At 54.3% G+C, this 23,686-nt stretch carries 22 protein-coding genes and 1 other RNA gene; 9 read left to right on the top strand and 14 right to left on the bottom strand.

The window, feature by feature from the left end; genetic code table 11:
• Positions 1–17: 17 nt before the first annotated feature.
• Both mscK and acrR read right to left on the bottom strand, forming a co-directional pair.
• The gene (gene mscK, locus FND52_RS06440) at positions 18–3,371 is read right to left on the bottom strand and encodes a mechanosensitive channel MscK (protein WP_144130130.1); all 3,354 of its coding nucleotides are present in this window, start codon (positions 3,369–3,371) and stop codon (positions 18–20) included.
• 132 nt (positions 3,372–3,503) lie between these two features.
• A complete protein-coding gene (gene acrR, locus FND52_RS06435) occupies positions 3,504–4,148 on the bottom strand; it encodes a multidrug efflux transporter transcriptional repressor AcrR (RefSeq protein WP_125294101.1) in 645 nt (214 codons plus the stop codon).
• Positions 4,149–4,291: 143 nt separating this feature from the next.
• Between acrR and acrA the strand changes: the two genes are divergently transcribed.
• From acrA to FND52_RS06410, 5 genes are all read left to right on the top strand, one after another.
• Positions 4,292–5,488 (top strand): multidrug efflux RND transporter periplasmic adaptor subunit AcrA, encoded by a 1,197-nt coding sequence (acrA, locus tag FND52_RS06430; protein ID WP_125294100.1) that lies wholly within the window; start codon positions 4,292–4,294, stop codon positions 5,486–5,488.
• A gap of 22 nt (positions 5,489–5,510) precedes the next feature.
• Positions 5,511–8,660, top strand: a complete 3,150-nt coding sequence (gene acrB, locus FND52_RS06425) for a multidrug efflux RND transporter permease subunit AcrB (RefSeq protein WP_125294099.1) — start codon at positions 5,511–5,513, stop codon at positions 8,658–8,660.
• Between the two features lie 470 nt (positions 8,661–9,130).
• The gene (tomB, locus tag FND52_RS06420; RefSeq protein ID WP_125294098.1) at positions 9,131–9,505 is read left to right on the top strand and encodes an Hha toxicity modulator TomB; all 375 of its coding nucleotides are present in this window, start codon (positions 9,131–9,133) and stop codon (positions 9,503–9,505) included.
• 28 nt (positions 9,506–9,533) lie between these two features.
• Positions 9,534–9,752, top strand: coding sequence for an HHA domain-containing protein (locus FND52_RS06415; protein WP_059040068.1), 219 nt, complete (start codon positions 9,534–9,536; stop codon positions 9,750–9,752).
• 438 nt (positions 9,753–10,190) lie between these two features.
• A complete protein-coding gene (locus FND52_RS06410) occupies positions 10,191–10,661 on the top strand; it encodes a YlaC family protein (RefSeq protein ID WP_125294097.1) in 471 nt (156 codons plus the stop codon).
• A gap of 36 nt (positions 10,662–10,697) precedes the next feature.
• On the opposite strand, the gene ykgO is transcribed toward FND52_RS06410, so the two are convergent.
• Positions 10,698–10,838: a type B 50S ribosomal protein L36 gene (ykgO, locus tag FND52_RS06405; protein WP_125294096.1), complete on the bottom strand. Its 141-nt coding sequence runs from the start codon at positions 10,836–10,838 to the stop codon at positions 10,698–10,700.
• 2 nt (positions 10,839–10,840) lie between these two features.
• Positions 10,841–11,101 (bottom strand): type B 50S ribosomal protein L31, encoded by a 261-nt coding sequence (locus FND52_RS06400; protein ID WP_125294095.1) that lies wholly within the window; start codon positions 11,099–11,101, stop codon positions 10,841–10,843.
• 243 nt (positions 11,102–11,344) lie between these two features.
• On the opposite strand from FND52_RS06400, the gene FND52_RS06395 reads away from it, so the two are divergent.
• Complete coding sequence (locus FND52_RS06395) at positions 11,345–12,922, top strand: EAL domain-containing protein (RefSeq protein ID WP_144130128.1); 1,578 nt, start codon at positions 11,345–11,347, stop codon at positions 12,920–12,922.
• A 7-nt stretch (positions 12,923–12,929) separates the two neighbouring features.
• Here FND52_RS06395 and FND52_RS06390 read toward each other — a convergent pair whose 3' ends face one another.
• The 4 genes from FND52_RS06390 to ffs form a co-directional block, all read right to left on the bottom strand.
• Complete coding sequence (locus FND52_RS06390) at positions 12,930–13,283, bottom strand: DUF1428 domain-containing protein (protein WP_125294094.1); 354 nt, start codon at positions 13,281–13,283, stop codon at positions 12,930–12,932.
• A 197-nt stretch (positions 13,284–13,480) separates the two neighbouring features.
• Entirely contained in the window at positions 13,481–13,699 is a 219-nt protein-coding gene (locus FND52_RS06385) for a hypothetical protein (RefSeq protein WP_125294093.1), read from the bottom strand.
• Positions 13,696–13,947, bottom strand: a complete 252-nt coding sequence (locus tag FND52_RS06380; protein ID WP_125294092.1) for a hypothetical protein — start codon at positions 13,945–13,947, stop codon at positions 13,696–13,698. The genes FND52_RS06385 and FND52_RS06380 overlap by 4 nt, the downstream gene beginning before the upstream one ends.
• A gap of 192 nt (positions 13,948–14,139) precedes the next feature.
• Positions 14,140–14,236, bottom strand: an RNA gene (gene ffs, locus FND52_RS06375) — signal recognition particle sRNA small type.
• A 160-nt stretch (positions 14,237–14,396) separates the two neighbouring features.
• Between ffs and FND52_RS06370 the strand changes: the two genes are divergently transcribed.
• The gene (locus tag FND52_RS06370; protein ID WP_125294158.1) at positions 14,397–14,717 is read left to right on the top strand and encodes an MGMT family protein; all 321 of its coding nucleotides are present in this window, start codon (positions 14,397–14,399) and stop codon (positions 14,715–14,717) included.
• Between the two features lie 32 nt (positions 14,718–14,749).
• Here the strand turns inward: FND52_RS06370 and FND52_RS06365 are convergent, their stop codons facing one another.
• Positions 14,750–15,322, bottom strand: coding sequence for a YbaY family lipoprotein (locus tag FND52_RS06365; RefSeq protein WP_125294091.1), 573 nt, complete (start codon positions 15,320–15,322; stop codon positions 14,750–14,752).
• A 298-nt stretch (positions 15,323–15,620) separates the two neighbouring features.
• On the opposite strand from FND52_RS06365, the gene tesB reads away from it, so the two are divergent.
• Positions 15,621–16,481 carry an acyl-CoA thioesterase II gene (gene tesB / locus FND52_RS06360; RefSeq protein WP_125294090.1) on the top strand — a complete coding sequence of 287 codons (861 nt, stop codon included), beginning with the start codon at positions 15,621–15,623 and terminating at the stop codon, positions 16,479–16,481.
• A 55-nt stretch (positions 16,482–16,536) separates the two neighbouring features.
• Here tesB and amtB read toward each other — a convergent pair whose 3' ends face one another.
• The 5 genes from amtB to FND52_RS06335 form a co-directional block, all read right to left on the bottom strand.
• Positions 16,537–17,823, bottom strand: coding sequence for an ammonium transporter AmtB (amtB, locus tag FND52_RS06355; RefSeq protein ID WP_144130560.1), 1,287 nt, complete (start codon positions 17,821–17,823; stop codon positions 16,537–16,539).
• A 28-nt stretch (positions 17,824–17,851) separates the two neighbouring features.
• On the bottom strand, positions 17,852–18,190 hold the full coding sequence (glnK, locus tag FND52_RS06350; RefSeq protein WP_125294088.1) for a P-II family nitrogen regulator: 339 nt from the start codon (positions 18,188–18,190) through the stop codon (positions 17,852–17,854).
• Between the two features lie 253 nt (positions 18,191–18,443).
• Positions 18,444–20,222, bottom strand: coding sequence for a SmdB family multidrug efflux ABC transporter permease/ATP-binding protein (locus FND52_RS06345; protein WP_144130126.1), 1,779 nt, complete (start codon positions 20,220–20,222; stop codon positions 18,444–18,446).
• On the bottom strand, positions 20,215–21,984 hold the full coding sequence (locus FND52_RS06340; RefSeq protein WP_125294086.1) for a SmdA family multidrug ABC transporter permease/ATP-binding protein: 1,770 nt from the start codon (positions 21,982–21,984) through the stop codon (positions 20,215–20,217). Before FND52_RS06340 ends, FND52_RS06345 begins: the two co-directional genes overlap by 8 nt.
• Positions 21,985–22,046: 62 nt before the next feature.
• Positions 22,047–22,508, bottom strand: coding sequence for an Lrp/AsnC family transcriptional regulator (locus FND52_RS06335; protein WP_125294085.1), 462 nt, complete (start codon positions 22,506–22,508; stop codon positions 22,047–22,049).
• A gap of 115 nt (positions 22,509–22,623) precedes the next feature.
• On the opposite strand from FND52_RS06335, the gene FND52_RS06330 reads away from it, so the two are divergent.
• Positions 22,624–23,670 carry a PLP-dependent cysteine synthase family protein gene (locus FND52_RS06330; protein ID WP_144130124.1) on the top strand — a complete coding sequence of 349 codons (1,047 nt, stop codon included), beginning with the start codon at positions 22,624–22,626 and terminating at the stop codon, positions 23,668–23,670.
• Positions 23,671–23,686: the final 16 nt, after the last annotated feature.

Here is a 23,686-nt window from a genome sequence, read left to right as displayed (position 1 = left end):
CTGCGCCCTCGCCTTTTTTATGCCGCAGTCGGTGCCTGGCCGTTATTCAGATCGCGCTTCACCTCGGTGAACTGCTCACCGTTCTTGTTATGCAGATGCACTTCAAGCTGGTTGAACGCGATGTTGATGTCGTTTTCACGGCACAGACGATCGATGGTGCGGTTCAGTTCATCCACGGTGTAGCTGCGATCGCGCAGTTCACGAACGTACAAACGCAACTCATGATCCAGCGTGCTCGGCCCGAAGGTGGTAAAGAACACCGACGGTTCCGGATCGTGCATCACTTTCGGATGTTCCATCGCCGCCTTAAGCAGGATCGCTTTCACCTTATCCAGATCCGATCCGTAAGCCACGCCCAGGCGGATCACCACGCGGGTGATGGTATCGGTCAACGACCAGTTAATCAGCCGCTCGGTCACAAACGCCTTGTTCGGGATAATCACCTCTTTGCGGTCAAAGTCGGTGATGGTGGTCGCGCGGATACGGATTTTGCTGACGGTTCCCGAGAAGGTGCCGATAGTGACGGTATCGCCGATACGCACCGGACGTTCGAACAGGATAATGATACCGGAAACAAAGTTACCGAAAATTTCCTGCAAGCCGAAGCCCAGACCCACCGACAGCGCCGCAGCCAGCCACTGAAGCTTGTCCCACGACACCCCGAGCGCACCAAAGACCACCATCGCCCCGACGCCGATAATCACGTAGTTGAGGATGGTTGTAATGGCGTATGACGTGCCCTGCCGCATATTCAGACGCGACAGCACCAGCACTTCCAGCAGGCCCGGCAGGTTGCGGATCAGCGCCCATGCGACGGCAAACGCCGCCAGCGCGAACAGCAGGCTGCCCATCGTAACGTGTTTAATTACCGCCGCACCCGCTTCGGTGCCGTTGTAATTCCATAACACCACGCTGTCGAGATAGGCGAATACGGTGATCAAATCCGACCAAATCGCCCAGAACACCACGCCGAACAGGGCGAACAGGGTCAACATCGTCAGACGCAATGTCTGCTGGTTAACCTGATCGAGGCCCAGCGGCGGCTCTTCTACCGGTTCGGCACCCTCTGCGCCCTCTTTAACCAGATTCTGGCGACGGGCAATAGCGCGGCGATAGGCGATGCGGCGCGCCGCGACGCTTAACCCGCGCAACACGGTCTGATACAGCAGGTTCCAGATAATCACCAGGTAAACGGTATCAATCCAGCGTCCGGCCAGGCGCAGCGTGGTGTAGAAGTACCCGGTAACCGTCAGCACCAGCAGCATAATCGGCACAATCGCCAGCACGGTGATGGTGACCAGACGCATGGTGTGCGACTCTTTGTCGTGCCAGCTCTCCCGGCACATTGGCCAAATCAGCGCGGCAATCACCAGCAGGTTGATGAAAATAATCGCCTGGCCCAGCACGTCATCCATCAGATTCAGCGGGGACAGCTCCGCCATCACCGACCAGAACAGCAGCGGCAACAGCGCCAGGCTTACGCGCACAATCTGGCGACGCCAGTGGCTGGTAAGCTGCGCAGGCATGTTGAAATGGCTGACAGCCATGCCGTCTTTTTCCAGCACCCGCCAGCACACGCCGAACACCAGCCAGAACATGGCGAGTTTTTTACTGAACTCCCACAGCAAATCACTGATGTTGATCTGCATAAACAGCAGGATCAGACCACATGCCAGGATGATCAGGCACACCGGTAAGGCGCGGATAAAGTTAATCAGGATCGCTTTCGGCGTATGCAACTGACTGTCGTTACGCAACTGCCCCACTTCAGAGGCCAGTTTTGCCAGATACTGTTTCAGCCAACCGAAGCGCCAGCGGATCAGCCCGGCAATCAGCAACAGCGGTAAACCAGCAAGAAACGCCACGGCCACTGACGGCCAGGCTTTCTTCCAGTTCACCGTGATTTTCATGGCTTTAATCTGATCGTGGATAGCGCCCGGGAAGGCTTTAATCCAGTCCCAGTCCATCGGACGGTTACTGTTTACCCAGAAGATTTGCTGGGTCAGCATCTGCTCTAGATTTTTACTGACGCTCATCAACTGCTGCTGGTTGATTTGCAGGTTAATCGCCATCATCAGTTGGTTGCCGAGCTGCTTATTCAATTGATCGAGCAGTTCGCGGCGCATATCCACCATTTGCAGCAGTGTTTCGTGAACCTCAGCATTCACTTCGCCCTGATGCCCCTCTTCCAGCTTCGCCACAAAGGCCTCGTTCTGAAATAGCGCGTCGCGCTGCTGGTTCAGGTCGAATTGCTCCAGACGCAGGTCGGCGATGCGGTTAGTCATATCCTCAAGCTCATCGGCAGACGGCAGCGTTTGCTGCTGCTGATACAGGATACGCGACAGCAGTAAGCTGCCTTTTAGCACCGAAATCTGTTCTTTCAGGTTGCGCTCTGACTGCAGGGCGCGATCAAGCCAGTTTTTGACCTTGATGTTCTGCTGCACCAGCGCGTTACCATTTTCCGTGGCGGAAATGAGTCGCTGGCTCAGCTGATGGTTGACGTCCAGCTCCTGTTTAATCAGCGGATTATTTTGCAGGCTGGAGGAGTCATCTGGCGTTACCGCTTCCTGAGCGGTTTTTTCCGTAAGCGACAACCGTTTGGTATTCGCCGCTTCCTGCAATAACTGCAGCTGATGCTCCAGCAGGTTGATATGGGCGGTGGTGTAATCGCGCTGCTTTTGCAGGCTGTCCTGTAAGACCGTGTTCCCTTCAAGGCTCTTACGCTGCTGATCGATTTGCGCGTTCAGCAATACCTGCTGCACCATCATCAGCGTCTGTTGGGATGGACGCAGCGCCGTCTCGCCCGGGGTGGTGCCGTTCAGGCGGTTTCTGATCTGCTGCAACTCCTGCGAAGCGGTGTACATGGCGTTTTGCACCCGCTCCGGTTGAGTCTGCAGCGAAACCAGTTGGCTATTAAAGGTGGAAAGATCGTTTTGCGCGCTCTGTAGTTCATCCACCATACTGCTGGTGCGCGCTTCAAGCTGCCGCAACGACATGGCCTTAAAGGTTTGTCGCAGGCTGTCATCGCTTTCCGGCGTGCTTAACGCGTTGAGCGCCTCAGTGGCCTGGCGCATTTTCTCCGGCGCCTGTGCCACACGTTGACGCAACTGCGTCGTCTCCTGCTTGACCCTTTCGATTTTGTCGAGGGTTTCCAGCGTTTGGGTCAGATCCTGTTGGATCAGTTTATCCTGCGCGGAAAGGTTTTTTTGTTTACTCAGCGCATCAAGCTGGCTTTGAATATCAGCACGCGCGGGCAATTCGCCGTTAGATGCGGCATTCGCTACGCCTGTGGAAAGCAGTAATCCAGCCAGAAGAAGCCACACCAGCGCCAGGACGCAGGTAATTTTGCGAAAGTGAAGATCGTGCTGCATAGTCTTTGAATGAGTGATTAACGGGCCGAGAATATATCGGAGAAAGTTGGTGAGGCGCAGAATACCACGGGACAGGGTCGCAGAATAGCAAGGCCGTGGGGATAGAGAGAAATCTGACTATAACGAGTGTGGTTAAGTCACCGCGTTTTTTTGGAGCGTCGGGCAGAACTGATACATTTCAAGCAGGATTTCAACGAAGGCGCGCGCTTCGGATTTCAAATCGAAGGTTTGTGGGGCGAATAACCAATTTTCCATTAAGCCGGTGATATAACTGCGCATCAGAAGTGTCGCGCGGCGGAGGTTCAGGGTCGCCGGGAGCATACTGGCAGCCATACAGCGGCTTAACGCCTGTTCGATACGCTCATGGCTGGCCAGACAATACTCGCGATGCAGCTGTTGAACCCGAGCCATTTCGCCAACAAACTCACATTTATGGAAGATAATTTCCATCATCAACCGGCGGCGCTCCTCTGAAACGGTAGCTTCAAGAATATAAACCAGGATCTCTCTTAAAACTGACAGTGGATCGCCGGGATATTTTGCCTGATACTCAGTTTCAAGATCCCCAATACTGGACTCTGACAACTCCCAGATTTCACTAAACAAATCGGACTTGTTTCTGAAGTGCCAATAGATGGCGCCGCGCGTAACCCCAGCAGCCTGGGCAATATCTGCCAGTGACGTGGCCGAAACACCCTGCCGGGAAAACAAGTGAATCGCCACATCAAGGATGTGGTTTCGCGTTTCCAGTGCCTGTTGTTTGGTTTTTCGTGCCATATGTTTGTGAATTTACAAGGGTCAGATTTACATACATTTATGAATGTATGTACCATATCACGACCATAATTTAAACGCAGCAATGGGTTTGTGGACGTTTGATCCATCAATCAATTTTGAAATCGGACACTCGAGGTTTACCTATGAACAAAAACAGAGGGTTAACGCCTCTGGCGGTCGTTCTGATGCTCTCAGGCAGCTTAGCGCTTACAGGATGTGACGACAAACAGCAGCAACAGCAGGCGCAGCACACGCCGGAAGTCGGCGTGGTCACGCTGAAAAGCGAACCTCTACCGATCACAACCGAGCTTCCGGGCCGCACCAGTGCGTATCGCGTGGCGGAAGTTCGTCCTCAGGTGAACGGTATTATTCTGAAGCGTAATTTCGTGGAAGGCAGTGATATCGAAGCGGGTGTCTCCCTTTATCAGATTGATCCAGCAACCTACCAGGCCTCTTACGAGAGCGCCAAAGGCGATCTGGCGCGCGCCCAGGCCAGCGCCAATATCGCGCAGGTTACGCTGCGTCGTTACCAGAAACTGATTGGTACTAACTACATCAGTAAACAGGATTACGATAACGCTCAGGCGAATGCCCAGGAGGCGAATGCCGCCGTGGTAGCCGCTAAAGCCGCGGTTGAAACCGCACGTATTAACCTCGCCTACACCAAAGTGACCTCCCCTATCAGCGGACGCATTGGTAAATCCAGCGTCACCGAAGGCGCGCTGGTGCAGAACGGCCAGGCTACCGCGCTGGCAACGGTACAGCAGCTCGACCCTATCTATGTGGATGTGACCCAGTCCAGCAATGACTTCCTGCGTTTGAAGCAGGAGCTGGCCAGCGGCGCGCTGAAACAGGAAAACGGTAAAGCGAAAGTACAGCTGGTGACCTCGGACGGGATTAAGTTCGATCAGGAGGGCACGCTGGAATTCTCTGACGTGACCGTCGATCAAACCACCGGCTCGATTACCTTACGCGCGCTGTTCCCTAACCCGAACCACACGTTACTGCCGGGCATGTTCGTACGTGCGCGTCTGGAAGAAGGCGTGAATCCTAACGCGATTCTGGTGCCGCAACAGGGCGTAACCCGCACGCCGCGCGGCGACGCGTCTGCGATGGTGGTCGGCGAAGGCGATAAAGTTGAAGTACGTCAAATCACCGCAACCCAGGCTATTGGGGATAAGTGGCTGGTGACTGACGGTCTTAAAACAGGCGATCGCGTGATTATTACCGGTTTGCAAAAAGTTCGTCCTGGCGTCCAGGTTAAAGCACAAGAAGTTACGGCGGATGCGGATAAACAATCCGCCGCAGCCAATGCCGCGCCAGAACAACCGAAGTCTTAACTTAAACAGGAGCCGTTAAGACATGGCTAAGTTTTTTATCGATCGCCCAATCTTCGCGTGGGTAATCGCCATCATTATTATGCTGGCGGGGGGCCTTGCGATCATGAAACTGCCTGTGGCGCAGTATCCCACGATCGCGCCGCCGGCTATCCAGATCTCCGCCATGTACCCGGGCGCCGATGCGAAAACCGTACAGGATACGGTGACGCAGGTTATCGAACAGAACATGAACGGTATCGATAACCTGCTGTATATGTCCTCTACCAGCGACTCGTCGGGTTCGGTGCAAATCACCATTACCTTCGATTCCGGTACAGATGCCGATATCGCCCAGGTTCAGGTGCAGAACAAACTGCAGCTGGCTATGCCATTGCTGCCGCAGGAAGTGCAACAGCAAGGCGTGAGCGTTGAGAAATCGTCAAGCAGCTTCCTGATGGTTGTCGGGATGATCTCGACCGACGGCTCAATGACCCAGGAAGATATTGCCGACTACGTGGGCGCGACGGTGAAAGATCCGATCAGCCGTACCACGGGTGTCGGTGACGTGCAGCTGTTCGGTGCGCAGTATGCGATGCGTATCTGGATGGACCCCAATAAACTGACCAACTACCAGCTCACGCCGGTTGACGTGATCAATGCAATCAAAGCGCAGAACGCCCAGGTTGCGGCAGGCCAGCTCGGCGGTACCCCGCCGGTCAAAGGCCAGCAGTTGAACGCCTCCATTATCGCGCAGACTCGTCTGACGTCGGCGGAAGAGTTCAGCAAGATCCTGCTGAAAGTGAATCAGGATGGTTCTCAGGTTCGCCTCAGCGATGTCGCTAAGGTGGAGCTGGGCGGCGAAAGCTACGACGTTATTGCCCGTTATAACGGCCAGCCGGCATCCGGTCTGGGGATTAAACTGGCAACCGGCGCTAACGCGCTGGATACCGCTGCGGCGGTGCGTGAATCCATCGAGAAGATGAAGCCGTTCTTCCCACACGGTCTGGAAGTGGTTTACCCGTACGACACTACCCCGTTCGTTAAGATCTCCATTAACGAGGTAGTGAAAACGCTGGTGGAAGCTATCGTGTTGGTGTTCCTGGTAATGTATCTGTTCCTGCAGAACTTCCGGGCCACGCTGATCCCAACCATTGCGGTTCCGGTGGTACTGCTGGGCACCTTCGCTATCCTTGCCGTGTTCGGGTACTCGATAAACACCCTGACGATGTTCGGTATGGTGCTGGCGATAGGCCTGCTGGTGGATGACGCCATCGTGGTGGTAGAAAACGTTGAGCGTGTGATGGCGGAAGAAGGCTTGCCGCCAAAAGAAGCGACGCGTAAATCCATGGGCCAGATTCAGGGCGCGCTGGTGGGTATCGCCATGGTGCTGTCGGCGGTATTTATCCCGATGGCGTTCTTCGGCGGCTCAACCGGGGCGATTTATCGTCAGTTCTCCATTACGATCGTATCCGCGATGGTGCTGTCCGTGCTGGTGGCATTGATCCTGACCCCTGCCCTGTGCGCCACCATGCTGAAACCGATCGCCAAAGGCGACCACGGCGAAGGCAAAAAAGGCTTCTTCGGTTGGTTTAACCGGATGTTCGATAAGAGCACCCATCACTACACCGACAGCGTAGGCAACATCCTGCGCAGCACCGGCCGCTATCTGCTGCTGTATCTGCTGATTGTTGGCGGCATGGCGTTCCTGTTCATCAAACTGCCCAGCTCGTTCCTGCCGGACGAAGACCAGGGCGTGTTCCTGACCATGGCGCAACTGCCTGCGGGCGCTACCCAGGAACGTACTCAGAAAGTGCTGGATGAGGTAACCGACTACTACCTGACCAAGGAAAAAGCCAACGTTAACTCGGTGTTTACCGTTAACGGCTTCGGCTTCTCCGGTCGCGGTCAGAACACCGGTCTGGCGTTCGTTTCCCTGAAAAACTGGGATGAACGTCCGGGCGCTGAAAACAAAGTGGAAGCGATCACCGGTCGCGCCATGGGTCGTTTCTCGCAGATTAAAGATGCGATGGTGTTCGCGTTTAACCTTCCGGCGATTGTTGAACTGGGTACGGCGACCGGCTTTGACTTCCAGCTGATCGACCAGGCTAACCTGGGCCACGAAAAGCTAACCCAGGCGCGTAACCAACTGCTGGGCGAAGTGGCGAAGCATCCTGACCTGCTGGCGGGCGTACGTCCTAACGGCCTGGAAGATACGCCGCAGTACAAAATCGATATCGATCAGGAGAAAGCACAGGCGCTGGGCGTCTCAATCTCCGACATTAACACCACGCTGGGCTCTGCCTGGGGCGGTAGCTATGTGAACGACTTTATCGACCGTGGCCGCGTGAAGAAAGTGTACGTGATGTCAGAAGCGGAATACCGCATGCTGCCGGAAGATATCAATAACTGGTACGTGCGTAATACTTCCGGGCAGATGGTGCCGTTCTCGGCCTTCTCCAGCGCCCACTGGGAGTATGGTTCGCCGCGTCTGGAACGCTATAACGGTCTGCCGTCCATGGAAATCCTTGGTGAAGCGGTTCCGGGTAAGAGTACCGGTGAAGCGATGAACATGATGGAAGAGCTGGCCAGCAAACTGCCGACCGGTATTGGCTATGACTGGACGGGGATGTCCTATCAGGAACGCCTGTCCGGCAACCAGGCGCCTGCGCTGTATGCCATCTCGTTAATCGTGGTATTCCTGTGTCTGGCGGCGCTGTATGAAAGCTGGTCTATTCCGTTCTCGGTAATGCTGGTCGTACCGCTGGGGGTTATCGGTGCGCTGCTGGCAGCGACGTTCCGCGGCCTGAATAACGACGTGTACTTCCAGGTGGGCCTGCTGACAACCATTGGCTTGTCGGCGAAGAACGCAATATTGATTGTGGAATTCGCCAAAGATCTGATGGATAAAGAAGGCAAGGGCCTGATTGAAGCGACGCTGGAAGCGGTGCGTATGCGTCTGCGTCCAATCCTGATGACCTCACTGGCGTTTATCCTCGGGGTAATGCCGCTGGTTATCAGCTCCGGCGCGGGTTCCGGCGCGCAGAACGCGGTGGGTACCGGCGTAATGGGCGGGATGATTACAGCGACCGTGCTGGCCATCTTCTTCGTACCGGTATTCTTCGTGGTGGTTCGTCGACGTTTTAACCGTAAAAACGAAGATATTGAACATAGCCACACCGTGAAACACTCCTGATAAAAAGGCCGCGCAAGCGGCCTTTTTTATTTATCTAATCTGGGTTTATGCACGATAAAAACGTGCAATTAAGCAGCGGTATCACTATTGAGAACAAACAGCAATAGTAAATAAAGAGGCTTATTGGGTGCATTTATTAAGATAAGTCCTGGGTATTAGCGACTTACTAAGGAATACTCCTGGAATTAAGATAAATTTTAGCTGTGCCAGCAGGCTATATTGATGTTTCTTTTTATGCGCTATAATCAGAGAAGCTGCTTTTAATCTCACCTGAAAGTATTACCTTTATGCTGCTCCTGTAACAATCTGCATTAATTGTAATTTTTCGTAATAGAAGAAGGTAAAAGGCGCGAGTGTGATTTATAGTTAAATTACATTGAAATCGGTGTGTCTGACCCCCATTAATCTCAGAGTGTTACCCCTGTTATGTTAAGTTCATAAAATTTTTTTGTTAAAAAGGGGGATGCGTTATGGACGAATACTCACCAAAACGGCATGATATAGCGCAGCTAAAATTCTTGTGCGAAAATCTGTATCATGACTGCCTGGCTACGCTTGGTGATAGCAATCACGGCTGGGTCAACGATCCAACCTCGGCCATCAACCTGCAGCTAAATGAATTGATTGAGCATATTGCGAGTTTTGCGCTTAATTACAAAATTAAGTATGACGAAGACAATGCGTTGATTGAACAGATCGATGAATACCTCGATGATACCTTCATGTTGTTTAGCAACTACGGGATAAGCGCCCAGGACTTACAGAAATGGCGCAAATCGGGCAATCGCCTGTTCAAATGTTTTGTCAACGTTAGTAAGGCCAACCCAGTGAGCCTTTCTTTTTAAAATTATTACAATCACTTACGGTGAAACTATGTCAGAAAAGCCTTTAACAAAAATTGATTATTTAATGCGTCTACGACGCTGTCAGACGATTGATACGCTTGAACGGGTAATTGAGAAAAATAAATACGAATTATCAGATAACGAACTGGCGGTATTTTATTCAGCAGCCGACCACCGTCTCGCCGAACTGACGATGAATAAGCTTTACGATAAAATACCGTCTTCTGTGTGGAAATTTATCCGTTAATATTCCAGTAAATTTCTGACTATTAACGTCGCAAGCCTTAAAACGTGTATTTATAACGCGTGATTATTGTCCTGAATACCCTGTCTTCCAGCCGGGCATAGGGAATGATTCCCATCGTGCCACGCTGCCGTTTGTGTTCACTCGTGTTCCTGAAGGGAATTTGGCATGAGTGGACATCTACCCGTACCAGGACAAATGCTGGGGGATCATGTTGATCTGATTGACTGGGATTACCCCGGCTCACTGACGAGCGCGCAAAACGATCCTGGCGGCACGCGGCGCTGCCCCTCTGAAGGTCAATGAGCCTTAGCCATTAAAATAGTGTCAACAAAAGGTAAACTGTTATACTTTTTTTGGCGTTGTCTGTTACTGTTTTCCACTATAGCGCCTGAGTACAATACAGTCGTCTTCCTCCCGTTACTATTTTGTAGGCTCAGAATGACGGAAATACAGCACCTGCTTACTGAAACCATCGATAAATTAAATCGCGAAGAAAAACGCGATAATCGCCCGCGCTTTAGCATCAGCTTTATCCGTAATCATCCCGGATTGTTTATCGCTATGTACATCGGCTGGTTCGCGACGCTGCTCGTTATGCTGCAGTCAGAAACCCTGGCAGATTCCGTGTGGTTACTGGTGGTGTTATTTGTCCTGATGAACGGGTTTTTCTTTTTTGATGTGTATCCGCGCTACAAATATGAAGATATCGATGTGCTGGATTTACGCGTCTGCTACAACGGCGAATGGTACAACACCCGCTACGTACCGGCGTCGTTAATCGATGCTATTCTTCGCTCGCCGCGTGTAGATGCGGATAAAAAATCGCAGCTGCATGCGATGGTTAGCCGTAAAGGCAACCTGTCATTTTATGACGTGTTTTCACTCGATAAGAGTGCAAAAGCTTCCTGAATGTACAGAGCCTGCAATCCGCAGGCTCTTTTCATTTCAGCGCTTCTTCTTCCCGCCCTGTACGGCTTTAAAACGCGGATTCGATTTGCAAATTACATACAGACGGCCCTTACGCTTAACGATCTGGCAGTCAGGATGACGCTGTTTCGCGCTTTTTAACGAATTCAACACCTGCATGGTTACTCCTTATTATTTTTGAAAAACCGGCCAAAACGTTGCTGGAAGCGCGCTGCGCTGCCTTCTGTGGTAAAGCTCTTTTGTTTCCCGGTGTAATAAGGGTGGGAGGCTGACGACACATCAAGCGTCACATACGGATAGACCACCCCATCGCGCTCAATCTCGCGATCGGTTTTAATGGTTGAACCCACCATAAAGTACTCATCCGCGCTGGTGTCGTGAAAAACTACCGTACGGTAATGGGGATGGATGTTCGCTTTCATACTCACCTTAATTGTTACGTTATAACATAATACAATCTTACGGCGTTACGTCAGTCGTTGCAAGCGATTATCATTTGTGCGCGTTAAGGCGTATTCACTGAATCAGCGAAACACTATTTTGCGCATGGCCAGTTTCCGAAATAGCATCATCATTCATAATGACTATCGAAAAAAAAGCGGCTCCCCGTTAATCTCGCCGGACAAGTGATAACGGTTCTTACCTGCTCATTAAAGGAATGCACGTTGACATCAAGACGCATGGTCAGCCTGGTAACAGGTACACTGGTTGTAGCGGTGCTGTTACCCATTTTGCTGAGTATCTGGCTGGCCCGGTATCAGGCCGAACAGCGTTTTTATCGTGAACTGGCGTCATATACCCAAAACATTAACCAGCTTGCCAGCGTGGTGATCGACGAGTCCAAAGCCGCATTAAATGAGATCAACCGTATCGACAGCCAGACCTGTGAACCGAGCCATTTGCAGGCTATGAGGCGCGTGGCGTTTACCTACCGCTTTGTACAGGAAGTGATCTTTATAAAAGGTTCGCAGGCGCTCTGTTCTTCACTGGAGCAGGAAAGTCATATCTCGCCGTTTCCAGAACCCGAGCGGGTAAATAATGAGGGATACCGATTCTGGTTTACGCCCAGCAACGATCTGGGTATTAACCATTACATGATCGCAATGAGCCACCACGATCATATGGTGGTTCTCGATCCGCGTTCTTTTATTGATGTCCTGCCGCTGGCAACCTGGTCGATTGATTCTGCCATTATTGGTTTAACGCGGAACCGGGTAATCATATCCAGCGCCCCACTCTCTTTAGCCGTCTGGCAGCATATGCATGACCATAATCTCACGCGGTATGAAGATGCTGGAATCGTGTATTCAATGTTCCGTAATACCCAGACAAATTTTGCCGTTGTGGTGTGGGCATCCAGTCATCCCATGAAGGCTGCCAGTAACCAGCAGCTAATGCTCTGGTTGCCGGTGGGCGTTCTGATCAGTCTGCTGGCGGCGGCGCTGATGCTGCGGCTCCTTAAGCGCCTGCAGTCGCCGCGCGCACGGTTGCAGGACGCCATCCATTCCCGCGAATTCACGGTGTGTTACCAACCCATTATGCGTCTTAGCGACAATAAATTTGTCGGCGCAGAAGCACTGATTCGCTGGCCGCAAGCGGATGGCAGCCTGCTCACGCCAGATATTTTTATTCCACTTGCAGAGCAAAGCGGACTTATTCGTGAAATCACACGTCTGGTAATTGAGAAGGTATTTAGCGAGATGGGTAACTGGTTGCATCAGCATCCTGACTATCATGTGTCGATTAATCTGGCCGCAGACGATATTGCTGACAACGCGTTGCTGGCGCTACTAACGGCGCGTTGCCAGCACTATCAGGTCAGCTCCCGGCAGATTGCTCTTGAGATCACCGAGCGTGGCTTTGCCGATCCACAGCGCACGGCTCCGATCGTGGAGCAGTTTCACCGCGCCGGGCACCCGATATATATTGATGATTTTGGTACCGGCTACTCAAGCCTCAGTTATCTGCAAAACCTGGCTGTGGATGTGCTAAAGATTGATAAGTCGTTTGTAGATAGCCTGGAATACAACACCGTTGCGCCCCATATCATTGATATGGCTAAACATCTCCAGCTTGAGCTTGTTGCTGAGGGGATTGAAAGCGCGCGTCAGGCCCAATGGTTATGTGAGCATGGCGTCCAGTACGGTCAGGGATGGTTATACAGTAAGGCCTTACGGGGAAATGAACTGCAATTATGGTGCGAAAATTACCCGGGCAGCACGGTCGCCCGCACTACCCGGTAGCGTAGCACTACTCATCCAGTATTGGTGCAAATCCGCCGTAAATCATCCGCTTGCCATCAAAAGGCATTTCATCCCCGAATGCCTTCATTCGCGGGTCTTCCATCATTTTCTTATTAGCGGCATCGCGGGCTTCTCTGGATGGATATTCAATCCAGCTAAACACCACCTCTTCGTCATCGGTGGCTTTTACCGCCATCCGAAAATCGGTGAGCTTTCCGTCCGGAACATCATCAGCCCAGCATTCAACAATGCGTAACGCGCCAAACTCTTTGAACAGCGGTGCCGCTTTGGCGGCCATCGCCTGATAAGCGGCTTTTTTGTCCCTGGGAACAGCAACTACAAAACCATCGACATAGTTCATACGCCTACCTCCACATGAGCAGCGTTGATCGTGCGTAGATAAGTGTAGCGGTTGGATGCTTGTAGCGGAGGAAAACAAAAAGACGAGCAGGCAGCTCGTCGTAACGTACCGTCCATGATACGGGAGGTGGAGAGACGCGCCTACACGGCAAACTCTTGCTCGCCAGCAGGTTTATTATTATAGCTATTCGTTAGAGATTAAGCCTGACGCGGGATCGGGAACCCTTTTAGCGAAATAACAAAACAATCGTCATGTTTTTTAATTTTCGCCCCTGCGTCACACCAGTCGGAGGCGATTTTAAAGAATTCATCCCCACCGATTTGCCATCCCAGACGCACATGTTTTACCCGTCCTGAACGCAGTAACTCACAGGCCTGGGAATAATTTTCTGCATTACAGATAGGTTCTTTAATCATTTTCTTTTCTTCAGCAGTTTACGTAACGCTTTGATTTCTTTGTCTGTTAACGCTGGAGTATTCTCTTCCTGAGTATGCTGACTGTCGATATCCTGTTCATCGACTTCAATATTATCCTGGGCGTTCAGCGCGTTAAGCAGCAGCTTTTCGGTTACGGAAGATAAGGTTTCACTATTATCTTCGGCATAGTGACGAATACGCTCTTTTAATTCGCTATTAATTTTGACATTCAGAACCGCGGTGCTCATAGAAAATCCCTTAATAGAATTAATGATCAAGCAGCAGAGGAATCATTATTATTGAGTAGCAGAATAATGCAGAATTAATGTGACAAAAAAATGACGTATTTGTGACATCTGGGTAACGAGATCAAAAAACGTGACGCGGAGTGAGTCGTGTCAGAAAAAGAAGAACGGGTCGGCAGCACAAATGGGTGGGGGCCCTGCCAGCTACATCCCGGCACACACGTCATCTGCTTTGGCTGCTTCCTTCCGGATCTGACCAGGTAAACAAAGTAGTGTTGCGGGAGAACCAACAGAGCCCCCATTGAGAGCGTTTTTCAACGCGCAGGGCATTATCATTGTTGTCCTGGCTAAATGCAAGCAAGCCGCGACCGGATGCCGGTTTCTTGCGCAATCAAGGCTTTTCCGGGGGCGGCGGGTTGATTATGCTTAGTCCAAAGAGCAGCGGAGCCAATATGGACAACCACGACACTTTCCCTCAGCGCGTTTTTCTTATCGTTGCTTCCATCCCGGAAGGGCACGTCACGACCTATGGAGATGTGGCGATGCTGGCTGGCTCGCCGCGCGCTGCGCGTCAGGTAGGCGGTGTTCTGAAACGTTTACCGGAAGGCAGCCGCATTCCGTGGCACCGTGTGGTAAACCGCCACGGCGCGATATCTCTGACCGGCCCGGATTTACAGCGCCAGCGGCAGGCCCTACTCAGCGAAGGCGTTATGGTTTCCGGCGATGGGCATATCGATATGGCGCGCTACCGCTGGGATTACGATCGGCCATAAAAAAACGCCTCCGAAGAGGCGTTATCGCAGGCTTAGTAGGTCGTCGGAGCTGGAACAGCGGACGATGGCGTTACCTGAGTCGGCGAAGTAGAAGGCACTGTGGTTGCCGCGCCGCCATGTTCAGACAGCGGGATCGCAGTTCCTTCAACCGGTACCAGCGTCAGGTCGATTTTCGTCCCGCCCTGATTCACTGCCGGTTTCACCGTATCGGTAACAAACATCAGCTTGTCATCCACGGTAATCGCGGCGCTCAGCAGAATACGCGCGTTTGGCTGGATTTGAGCCGGGTCAAACGGCAGTACAAAGCTGAACGGCGGCTGTTTACCTTCAGTGCGCACCGCTTTCTGAGCGATCACTTTAGACGGCGCATCGGCTATTGACGCATCCGCCAGCGTGACGGTTAGCACCGAATGCGGCGGCAGCGCCACTTTCTGGCGGATCCACACCGTACCGGAGACATTAGGCTGCTGAATTACAGGTTGAGCGTTGACCGCGGAAGTATTAGGGCTTGGCGCCGGAACGGCAATATCTGCGCTCTTTTGCTGTGCGCAACCTGCAAGAGCAACCGCAACCGCTAAACCACTTAACATGTGCACGAGTTTCATTAAAGTTCTCCTTATCTTCTATGCACCAGTGAAATGAAAGACCCGGTGGTCGGGCCTGACGCTCCACCAGAGTGAGTGGTTAAAACTCATCTATCGTGCTAAGCCTGGCACACTCTGCCGGGAATCGCCTGAAAACGGGCCAGTATTCAGATAATTGAACCCCTCTGACCAGTTGAGAAACTGCGTTATACTCAGCGTTTATGGTTGCGTATTCCGCGCGTTATCGGCATTTCTGGCCTGATGCGGCACAACGCCCATAAAGCACCACTGAATTTCTCTTCTCCGTTGAGGATCCTTTATGAGTCAGGCGCTTAGCAATTTACTGGCACTGTTAAATCTGGAAAAAATTGAAGAAGGACTGTTTCGCGGGCAGAGCGAAGATCTCGGGCTACGTCAGGTGTTCGGCGGCCAGGTCGTGGGTCAGGCTCTGTATGCGGCAAAAGAAACGGTGCCTTCAGAGCGACTGGTTCACTCTTTTCACAGCTATTTCCTGCGCCCGGGCGACAGCCAGAAACCGATTATTTACGACGTGGAAGTGCTGCGCGACGGCAATAGCTTCAGCGCCCGCCGCGTTGCCGCTATTCAGAACGGCAAACCGATTTTTTATATGACCGCCTCGTTCCAGGCGCCGGAGTCCGGGTTTGAGCATCAGAAAACCATGCCCGCCGCACCGGGGCCGGAGAGCTTAAAATCGGAAACCGATATCGCCCGGGAGTTTGAAAACTTCCTGCCGCCGCCGGTGCGGGAAAAATTCCTCTGCGACAAGCCGTTGGAGATCCGCCCGGTTGAGTTCCACAACCCGCTGAAAGGCCATGTGGCGGAGCCGTCGCGTCTGGTGTGGTTCCGGGCTAACGGCACCCTGCCCGCAGATTTACGGGTGCATCAGTACCTGCTGGGCTACGCCTCCGACTTTAACTTCCTGCCCGTGGCGCTCCAGCCGCACGGCGTCGGCTTCCTGGAGCCGGGCATGCAGGTGGCGACTATCGACCATTCCATGTGGTTCCATCGCCCGTTCGATCTCAACGACTGGCTGCTTTACAGCGTGGAGAGCACTTCGGCGTCCAGCGCGCGCGGCTTTGTACGCGGCGAATTTTACACTCAGGACGGCGTGCTGGTGGCCTCAACGGTGCAGGAAGGCGTGATGCGTAAGCGCAGTTAACCATGCAAAAAGGGCAGGCTCCTCGCGGAGACCTGCCCTTTTTATTGCCTGGAGATTACGAGTTGTAGGCGTTCTCGCCGTGGCTGTTGACGTCGAGGCCTTCGCGCTCCTGATCTTCCGGTACGCGCAGACCCACGGTCAGATCGGCCAGCTTATAGGCGACGAAAGCCACAACGCCTGACCACACCACCGTCACCGCGATGCTTTCCAGCTGTACCAGTACCTGGTGGCCCATGGTCACGCCTTCCGCATAGCCCACGCCGCCCAGAGAAGTTGAGGCAAAGATACCGGTCAGGATGCAGCCTACGATGCCGCACACGCCATGCACGCCGAACACGTCACAAGGGTCATCCACCCGCAGCCAGCGCTTCAGCATGGTCACGCCCCACAGACCGGCCAGACCCGCCGCGATACCGACGATTAACGCACCGCCGACGCCGATAAAACCACAGGCTGGCGTCACGCCGACCAGACCGGCAATCGCACCGGAACACGCGCCCAGCAGAGAAGGCTTACCGCGCACCGCCCACTCACCAAATACCCAGGCCAGAATCGCTGCGGCGGTAGCCACCACGGTATTCACAAACGCCAGGCCCGCGATTTCGTTGGCGGCACTGGCGGAACCGGCATTAAAGCCGAACCAGCCGAAGTAAAGGATCGCCGTACCGGTAAACACCATCGGCAGGTTATGCGGTTTGAACGCTTCTTTGCCGAAGCCTACACGTTTGCCCACCAGATAAGCGCCCACCAGGCCAGCGACTGCGGCGTTGATATGCACCACCGTGCCACCCGCGAAGTCCAGCGCGCCATGGGTACCCAGCAAACCACCGCCCCACACCATGTGAGCAATCGGAATGTAAGAGAGGGTCAGCCACACCACCACGAAAATTACCACGGCAGAGAAGCGAATGCGTTCAGCAATTGCCCCAACGATCAGCCCCACGGTGATACAGGCGAAGGAGCCCTGGAACGCCACGTGGATGTACTGATAGAACGAGCCCATCACGTCGGTGATCGCGATGCCTTTCAGCATGATCCAGTCGAAATTGCCGAAGAAAGAACCGCCGGTGCCGAACGCCAGTGAGTAGCCGTAAACCACCCACAGTACGCAAACCAGGGCGAAAGAAACGGAGACCTGGGTAAGCATCGACAGCACGTTTTTAGAGCGAATCAGCCCGCCGTAAAACAGCGCCAGGCCGGGAATGGTCATAAAAAGCACCAGGGCGGTGCAAATCATCATAAAGGCGTTATCGGCTTTATCGGCAACCGCCGGTGCGGCCATCGCCAGGCCAGGCATCAGCGCGCACGCTGCAAGAGCCGATTTCATTGTGAGTTTTTTCATCATTTTCAACCCTGTCAGGTTCGCCAGATTACAGTGCCGCTTCGTCGGCTTCGCCGGTACGAATACGAATGACGCGTTGCAGTTCGGCAACAAAGATTTTTCCGTCGCCGATTTTTCCGGTCCACGCCGCTTTGCTGATCACCTCGATCACCTCTTCGAGTTGGTCATCCGCAATGGCAACGTCGATTTTCACTTTCGGCAGAAAATTGACGCTGTATTCCGCGCCGCGGTACAGCTCGGCATGCCCTTTCTGACGCCCAAAGCCTTTTACCTCAGTGACAGTAAGCCCCTGAATACCAATGGAAGAGAGCGCCTCGCGCACGTCTTCAAGTTTGAATGGTTTGATTACCACGGTAACCAGTTTCATAAATCCCCTCCTGTCGAATTGGGTAGCAGCCTGAGTGAGCACATATTTACTAAAGCAAGGGACGTGCCAGATTTGAAAAAGCACCGGAGAACGGCATTTGACGGGGGTTTGTCACAGCAAGGGCAGAAAATAAAAGTGTGACCGGGATTCAGAATGTTCTGTAATCAAAAAAAACGCACCATGCCAGTGCAGAGTGCGTTACGGATTTGCACCAGGGCCGTAAGCGAAAACCCGGGTGCGTTATTTTGGTGCGTCAGGCGCTTAACGTTTCTTCCTGCCCGGCGGCAGCCAGCTCTTCGCCCGCCAGTTGCAGCTGGTACATTTGCCAGTAGCGCCCCTGCTGTGCCAGCAGTTGCTGATGGGTGCCGCGCTCCACCGCCTGGCCGCGATGCAGGACCAGAATAGTGTCAGCATCGACAATGGTGGAGAGCCGGTGAGCGATCACCACCAGCGTGGTGTGCTGGCGGATCGCCGCCAGCGCCTGCTGGATAGCCTGCTCGGTGCCGGAGTCGATATTCGCGGTCGCCTCATCGAGGATCAGGATCTGCGGCGTTTCGACCAATACCCGCGCCAGCGCCAGCAGCTGTTTCTGCCCTACCGACAGGTTATTGCCCTGTTCGCCAAGCTGGGTATAAATCCCGTCGGGCAAAGCACGCGCCAGTTCAGCCAGCTGTACCGTTTCCAGTGCCTGCCATACCTGCGCTTCGCTGATATCTCGCCCCAGAGTAACGTTAGCGAAAAATGAATCGGCCAGCACCACCGGATCCTGCTGAACCATCGCGACGCCCTTGCGCAGTACGCTATGGCTGAGCGTAGAGAGCGGACGCCCGTCGAGGCGGATCTCGCCGCGCGTCAGCGGGTAGTAACCCATCAACAGGTTCGCCAGGGTGCTTTTACCGCTGCCGGTATGGCCTACCAACGCCACAAAGCTGCGCGGGGCGATATCCAGTGAAATGTCCTGGAGCACCAGCCGGTCGCCACGATAGGCAAACGAGACATCGTCAATCGCAATCGCCCCGCTTTGCAGCGGACGCACATCGCTACCGTAGGTCTGGCGCGGTCGGTCCATCAGTTCAAATACGCGCTCCCCCGCCACCACGGCCTGTTGCAGCATCGATTGCTGAGTGGTGAGTTCGATTAACGGCTCGTTTAAGCGGCCCAGATAGCTGATAAACGCGTACAGCACCCCGACCTCAATCGTGCCTACCGAGCTAAAGCCGAACAGCATCAGCAGCCCGCACAGCACCAGCGCTGAAAACAGGCTCAGCAGCGGGCGCAGCAAAAATCCGTCCAGACGCAGGGTTTGCATACGCGCCGTATAGTGCGAACGGCTGGCTTCGCCCATGCGCTCGCCAAAGCGCGCCTGCTGGCGGAACTGCTGGATCACGCTCATGCCCATGATCACTTCGTTAAAGCCGTCGTTGATATCTGCGAGGTAGGTGCGTACCCGACGGACAATCGGCGTACTGAAGCGCTGATAAATCACCATAACAATCAGCACCGCCGGGAAGATCGCCATCGCCACCAGCGCCATACGCCAGTCGAGGCTGAACATCGCCACCAGCATCGCGCCGATCAGCGCGGCACTGCGCAGCACTGTCGCCACCACGGTAACGTACAAATCGCGGATCACTTCGGTATCGTTAGTGACCCGGGAAATCAGCTGGCCGACCGGTTGGGTATCGAATTCGCTAAGCGGCTGGCGCAGCGCGGCGTCCATCACGTCGGCGCGCAGCTGTTGCACCACCCCAACGGCAGCCTGGTTAAACAGCAGCGATTGCCAGTAGTGCAGCCCCGCCGCCAGCAGTTGCAGCAGAATATAGGCGGCAGCAAGCCCGGCCACCAGACCCAGCGGCAGACTGTTTTTCGCTACCATGTTATCGATGAAATAGCTGATTAACGCCGGGCCGCTCACTTCCGCCGCGGCGGCAATCCACAGCATTACCACGGCCATCGAAAGCGGTTTACGCCATGGGCTGCCGTAGGCCAGCAGGCGTTTTAAGGTCGGCCACAGTTGCGCAGGCTTATCCATTTACGGCCTCCTCGCGTTCCGGCTCGTCGTCCAGCGCCGCTTCTATTTGCTGATAGCGATACATATCGCGATACCAGCCGGGCTGAGCCGCCAGCGCATCGTGCTCGCCGCGCTGGGCGATATGGCCCTGTTGCAGCACCACAATTTCATCCGCCTCGGTTAACGCTGACAGGCGATGCGCGCTGATAATCACCGTCCGGCCCTCTCCCCAGTGATGCAGATTATGGAGAATTTGATGCTCGGTGCGCCCGTCCACCGCCGAGAGCGCGTCATCCAGAATCAGAATCTCGGCGTTCAGCAGCAGCGCTCTGGCAATGGAAATCCGCTGTTTTTGCCCGCCGGACAGCATCACGCCCCGCTCGCCCACTTCAGTGTCATAGCCCTGAGGCAGACGCAGAATATCGTCATGCACGCAGGCCAGTTTCGCCACGTGCTCAATCTCCTGCTGGGTAGCGCCGGGATGACCAAGCGCGATATTGCTCGCCACGCTGTCTGAGAATAAAAACGGCGTTTGATTGACCACCGCCAGCCGGCTGCGCCAGGAATCGAGCTGCAACGCGGTAAGGGGAATATCATGGAAGCGGATTTCACCCTGGTCGACATCGAAATGGCGCTGGATCAGCGACAGTACGGTGCTTTTCCCCGCGCCGGTCGGGCCGCAAATCCCCAGCATCTGGCCGGGTCTGAGCGTCAGGTTGATGTTGTTCAGCGTCGGTTTCGACGCCTGCGGATAAGTAAATTCACGGATCGCCACGTCCAACACGCCGCGGCCTGCCGGGACGTCACGATCGCCGTCGCTCACCACCGGCGCTTCCGCCAGCATAGCCCGAATACGGCTGTACGCCGCGCTGCCGCGTTCGACAATGTTGAACATCCAGGCCAGCGCCAGCATCGGCCAAATCATCAGGCCAAGGTACATCATAAAGCTGGTGAGCTGCCCGAGAGTGAGCGAGCCGTTGATCACCATCCAGCTTCCGCCGCCAATCGCCAGCAGATTCGCCATGCCGATGGCGATATAAATGGTGGGATCGAAACGCGCATCCACTCTGGCGACGCGCAGGTTTTTTTGCCCTGTGTCGCGGGCGTCTTCGGCAAACAGCCCCGACTGGCGATCTTCCAGCCCGAAGGCTTTGATCATGCGGATGCTGGTTAAGCTCTCCTGGGTGCGGTCGTTGAGCGATGAAAACGCCGCCTGCGCCGCTTTAAAACGGCTATGCAGCTGGTCGCCGTAGCGTTTAATCACCAGCGCCATAATCGGCATCGGCAGCAGTGCCAGTAGTGTCAGCTGCCAACTGATTTGGGTGCTCATAACCACCAGCACCACACAGCCCATCACCAGCGAATCTACCAGCGTTAGCACCCCCTCCCCGGCGGCGAACACCACCCGGTCGACATCGTTAGTGGCGCGCGCCATTAAGTCCCCGGTGCGGTGACGCAGGTAAAACTCAGGGTGTTGACGGCTCAATTGTCGATAAAAATCCTCGCGCAGCTCGACCGCCAGCTGGTAGGACGCGCCGAACAGCAGCACGCGCCAGACATAGCGCAGCAGATAGACAATCACCGCGACGGCCACCATCAGCCCCAGCCACTGGAATATCTGGCCGGCGGTGAAGTGGTTGCGAGTGACGCCATCCACGATGATGCCCACCACACGCGGTGGGATCAGTTGCAGGATCGCGATGATAATCAGCAGGCACACCGCGCCGAGATAGCGTCGCCACTCCCGGGTGAAATACCAGCGTAATTGAGCAAATAATCGCACGTAATAAATTCCTGATTGGCTTGCTGTTCGGTCGATTGCAGGTGATTGACGTGATGGTGGCGTTAACCGTCTAACGGCAAGGCAGTGGTATATTTTATCTGTTCCATGGCAAAACTGGAGGTGACATCCGATAAGCCGGGAACCTGGTTCACCAGACGCTTATAAAAATCATCAAAACGCTTCATATCCGCGACCTGAACGCGCATCAGATAATCGTATTCGCCTGCCATCCGCCAGAACCCGAGCACTTCAGGCATCCGGGAAACCACGGCGACAAACTGGCTGTACCATTCACTGCTGTGGTGCTGAGTCTTAATCAGCACGAACGCCGTGAGGCCCAGATTAAGCTTTTCCGGGTCGAGCAGCGCCACCCGCCCCTGAATAATGCCCTCATCTTCGAGGCGCTTAAGGCGTTTCCAGCAGGGTGTGGTTGTCAGATTAACGGCATCCGCCAGCGCCTGCAAAGAGAGCGTGCAATCATTCTGCAACAGAGAAAGCAGTTTGCGGTCAATTTTATCTATCATTTGCGAGATACATAGAAAGAATTTCTCCCATTGCGCCAAATCATGGGCGAAATAGCAACTCTTTTTCCCGGAGTTTGTTTTACGCTAGGCACAAATTGATAAATGGATACGCCTCATGACCAGCACCTGGGTAAATCACGCCATCAGCGAAATCAACGCCGACTTTCAGCGTTCCGCCGACACCCATTTGATCCGCCTTTCCCTGCCCGCGTTTCCGGGCATTCATCTGTATCTGAAAGATGAAAGCACCCACCCGACCGGCAGCCTGAAGCACCGCCTGGCGCGCTCACTGTTCCTGTACGGGTTATGTAACGGTTGGATCAAAGAAGGCACGCCGATTATCGAGGCGTCATCCGGTTCGACCGCCGTCTCGGAAGCCTACTTTGCCCGGCTACTGGGGTTGCCGTTTATTGCCGTGATGCCCGCCTGCACCGCGAAGCGCAAGGTAGAACAAATCGCCTTTTACGGCGGCCGCTGCCATTTCGTCGAGAGCGCCTGTGAGATTTATGACGCCTCAGAAATGCTGGCGAAAGAGCTGAACGGCCACTATATGGATCAGTTCACCTATGCGGAGCGTGCCACCGACTGGCGTGGCAATAACAACATCGCCGACAGTATCTTCCGCCAGATGGCGAGCGAGCCTTACCCGGTGCCCGACTATGTTGTGATGAGCGCCGGGACCGGCGGGACTTCAGCAACCATTGGCCGCTATCTGCGCTATCAGGGCCATCCCACTCAGCTGATGGTGGTCGACCCGCAAAACTCGGTGTTCTTCGATTACTGGCAGAGCCGCGACGCCGCCCTGAAAAGCCCTGTTGGCAGTAAAATTGAAGGCATTGGCCGCCCGCGCGTCGAGCCGTCGTTTATCCCGGCGGTGATTGACGACATGCTGCGCGTGCCCGATGCGGCAAGCGTGGCGACCAGCCACTGGCTGGAGACCGTTCTGGGCCGTAAAGTCGGCGCATCCACCGGCACTAACGTCTGGGGCGCGCTACAGCTGGCGGCAAAAATGCGTGATGAAGGGCGCAAAGGGGCGATTGTTACCCTGCTGTGCGACAGCGGCGAGCGCTATCTGGAGACGTACTACAATCCGCAATGGGTCGAGCAGAACATTGGCGACTTAACGCCCTGGCTGGCGCAGATCGCCCGACTGACGGCATAAAAAAAGCCGGGGGATA

Source organism: Atlantibacter subterraneus (assembly GCF_007570865.1).
Lineage (GTDB): Bacteria > Pseudomonadota > Gammaproteobacteria > Enterobacterales > Enterobacteriaceae > Atlantibacter > Atlantibacter subterraneus.
This window is presented reverse-complemented; position numbering and strand designations above follow the sequence as displayed.

Bases quoted from the DNA above. Each gene is read 5' to 3' on its own strand.
- mscK (WP_144130130.1), bottom strand. From the start codon at position 3,371: ATGCAGCACGATCTTCACTTTCGCAAAATTACCTGCGTCCTGGCGCTG.
- tomB (WP_125294098.1), top strand. From the start codon at position 9,131: ATGGACGAATACTCACCAAAACGGCATGATATAGCGCAGCTAAAATTC.
- FND52_RS06390 (WP_125294094.1), bottom strand. From the start codon at position 13,283: ATGAACTATGTCGATGGTTTTGTAGTTGCTGTTCCCAGGGACAAAAAA.
- tesB (WP_125294090.1), top strand. From the start codon at position 15,621: ATGAGTCAGGCGCTTAGCAATTTACTGGCACTGTTAAATCTGGAAAAA.
- FND52_RS06335 (WP_125294085.1), bottom strand. From the start codon at position 22,508: ATGATAGATAAAATTGACCGCAAACTGCTTTCTCTGTTGCAGAATGAT.
- FND52_RS06370 (WP_125294158.1), top strand. From the start codon at position 14,397: ATGGACAACCACGACACTTTCCCTCAGCGCGTTTTTCTTATCGTTGCT.
- FND52_RS06400 (WP_125294095.1), bottom strand. From the start codon at position 11,101: ATGAAAGCGAACATCCATCCCCATTACCGTACGGTAGTTTTTCACGAC.
- amtB (WP_144130560.1), bottom strand. From the start codon at position 17,823: ATGAAAAAACTCACAATGAAATCGGCTCTTGCAGCGTGCGCGCTGATG.
- acrR (WP_125294101.1), bottom strand. From the start codon at position 4,148: ATGGCACGAAAAACCAAACAACAGGCACTGGAAACGCGAAACCACATC.
- glnK (WP_125294088.1), bottom strand. From the start codon at position 18,190: ATGAAACTGGTTACCGTGGTAATCAAACCATTCAAACTTGAAGACGTG.
- FND52_RS06345 (WP_144130126.1), bottom strand. From the start codon at position 20,222: ATGGATAAGCCTGCGCAACTGTGGCCGACCTTAAAACGCCTGCTGGCC.
- FND52_RS06410 (WP_125294097.1), top strand. From the start codon at position 10,191: ATGACGGAAATACAGCACCTGCTTACTGAAACCATCGATAAATTAAAT.
- acrA (WP_125294100.1), top strand. From the start codon at position 4,292: ATGAACAAAAACAGAGGGTTAACGCCTCTGGCGGTCGTTCTGATGCTC.
- acrB (WP_125294099.1), top strand. From the start codon at position 5,511: ATGGCTAAGTTTTTTATCGATCGCCCAATCTTCGCGTGGGTAATCGCC.
- FND52_RS06415 (WP_059040068.1), top strand. From the start codon at position 9,534: ATGTCAGAAAAGCCTTTAACAAAAATTGATTATTTAATGCGTCTACGA.
- ykgO (WP_125294096.1), bottom strand. From the start codon at position 10,838: ATGCAGGTGTTGAATTCGTTAAAAAGCGCGAAACAGCGTCATCCTGAC.
- FND52_RS06380 (WP_125294092.1), bottom strand. From the start codon at position 13,947: ATGAGCACCGCGGTTCTGAATGTCAAAATTAATAGCGAATTAAAAGAG.
- FND52_RS06365 (WP_125294091.1), bottom strand. From the start codon at position 15,322: ATGAAACTCGTGCACATGTTAAGTGGTTTAGCGGTTGCGGTTGCTCTT.
- FND52_RS06330 (WP_144130124.1), top strand. From the start codon at position 22,624: ATGACCAGCACCTGGGTAAATCACGCCATCAGCGAAATCAACGCCGAC.
- FND52_RS06385 (WP_125294093.1), bottom strand. From the start codon at position 13,699: ATGATTAAAGAACCTATCTGTAATGCAGAAAATTATTCCCAGGCCTGT.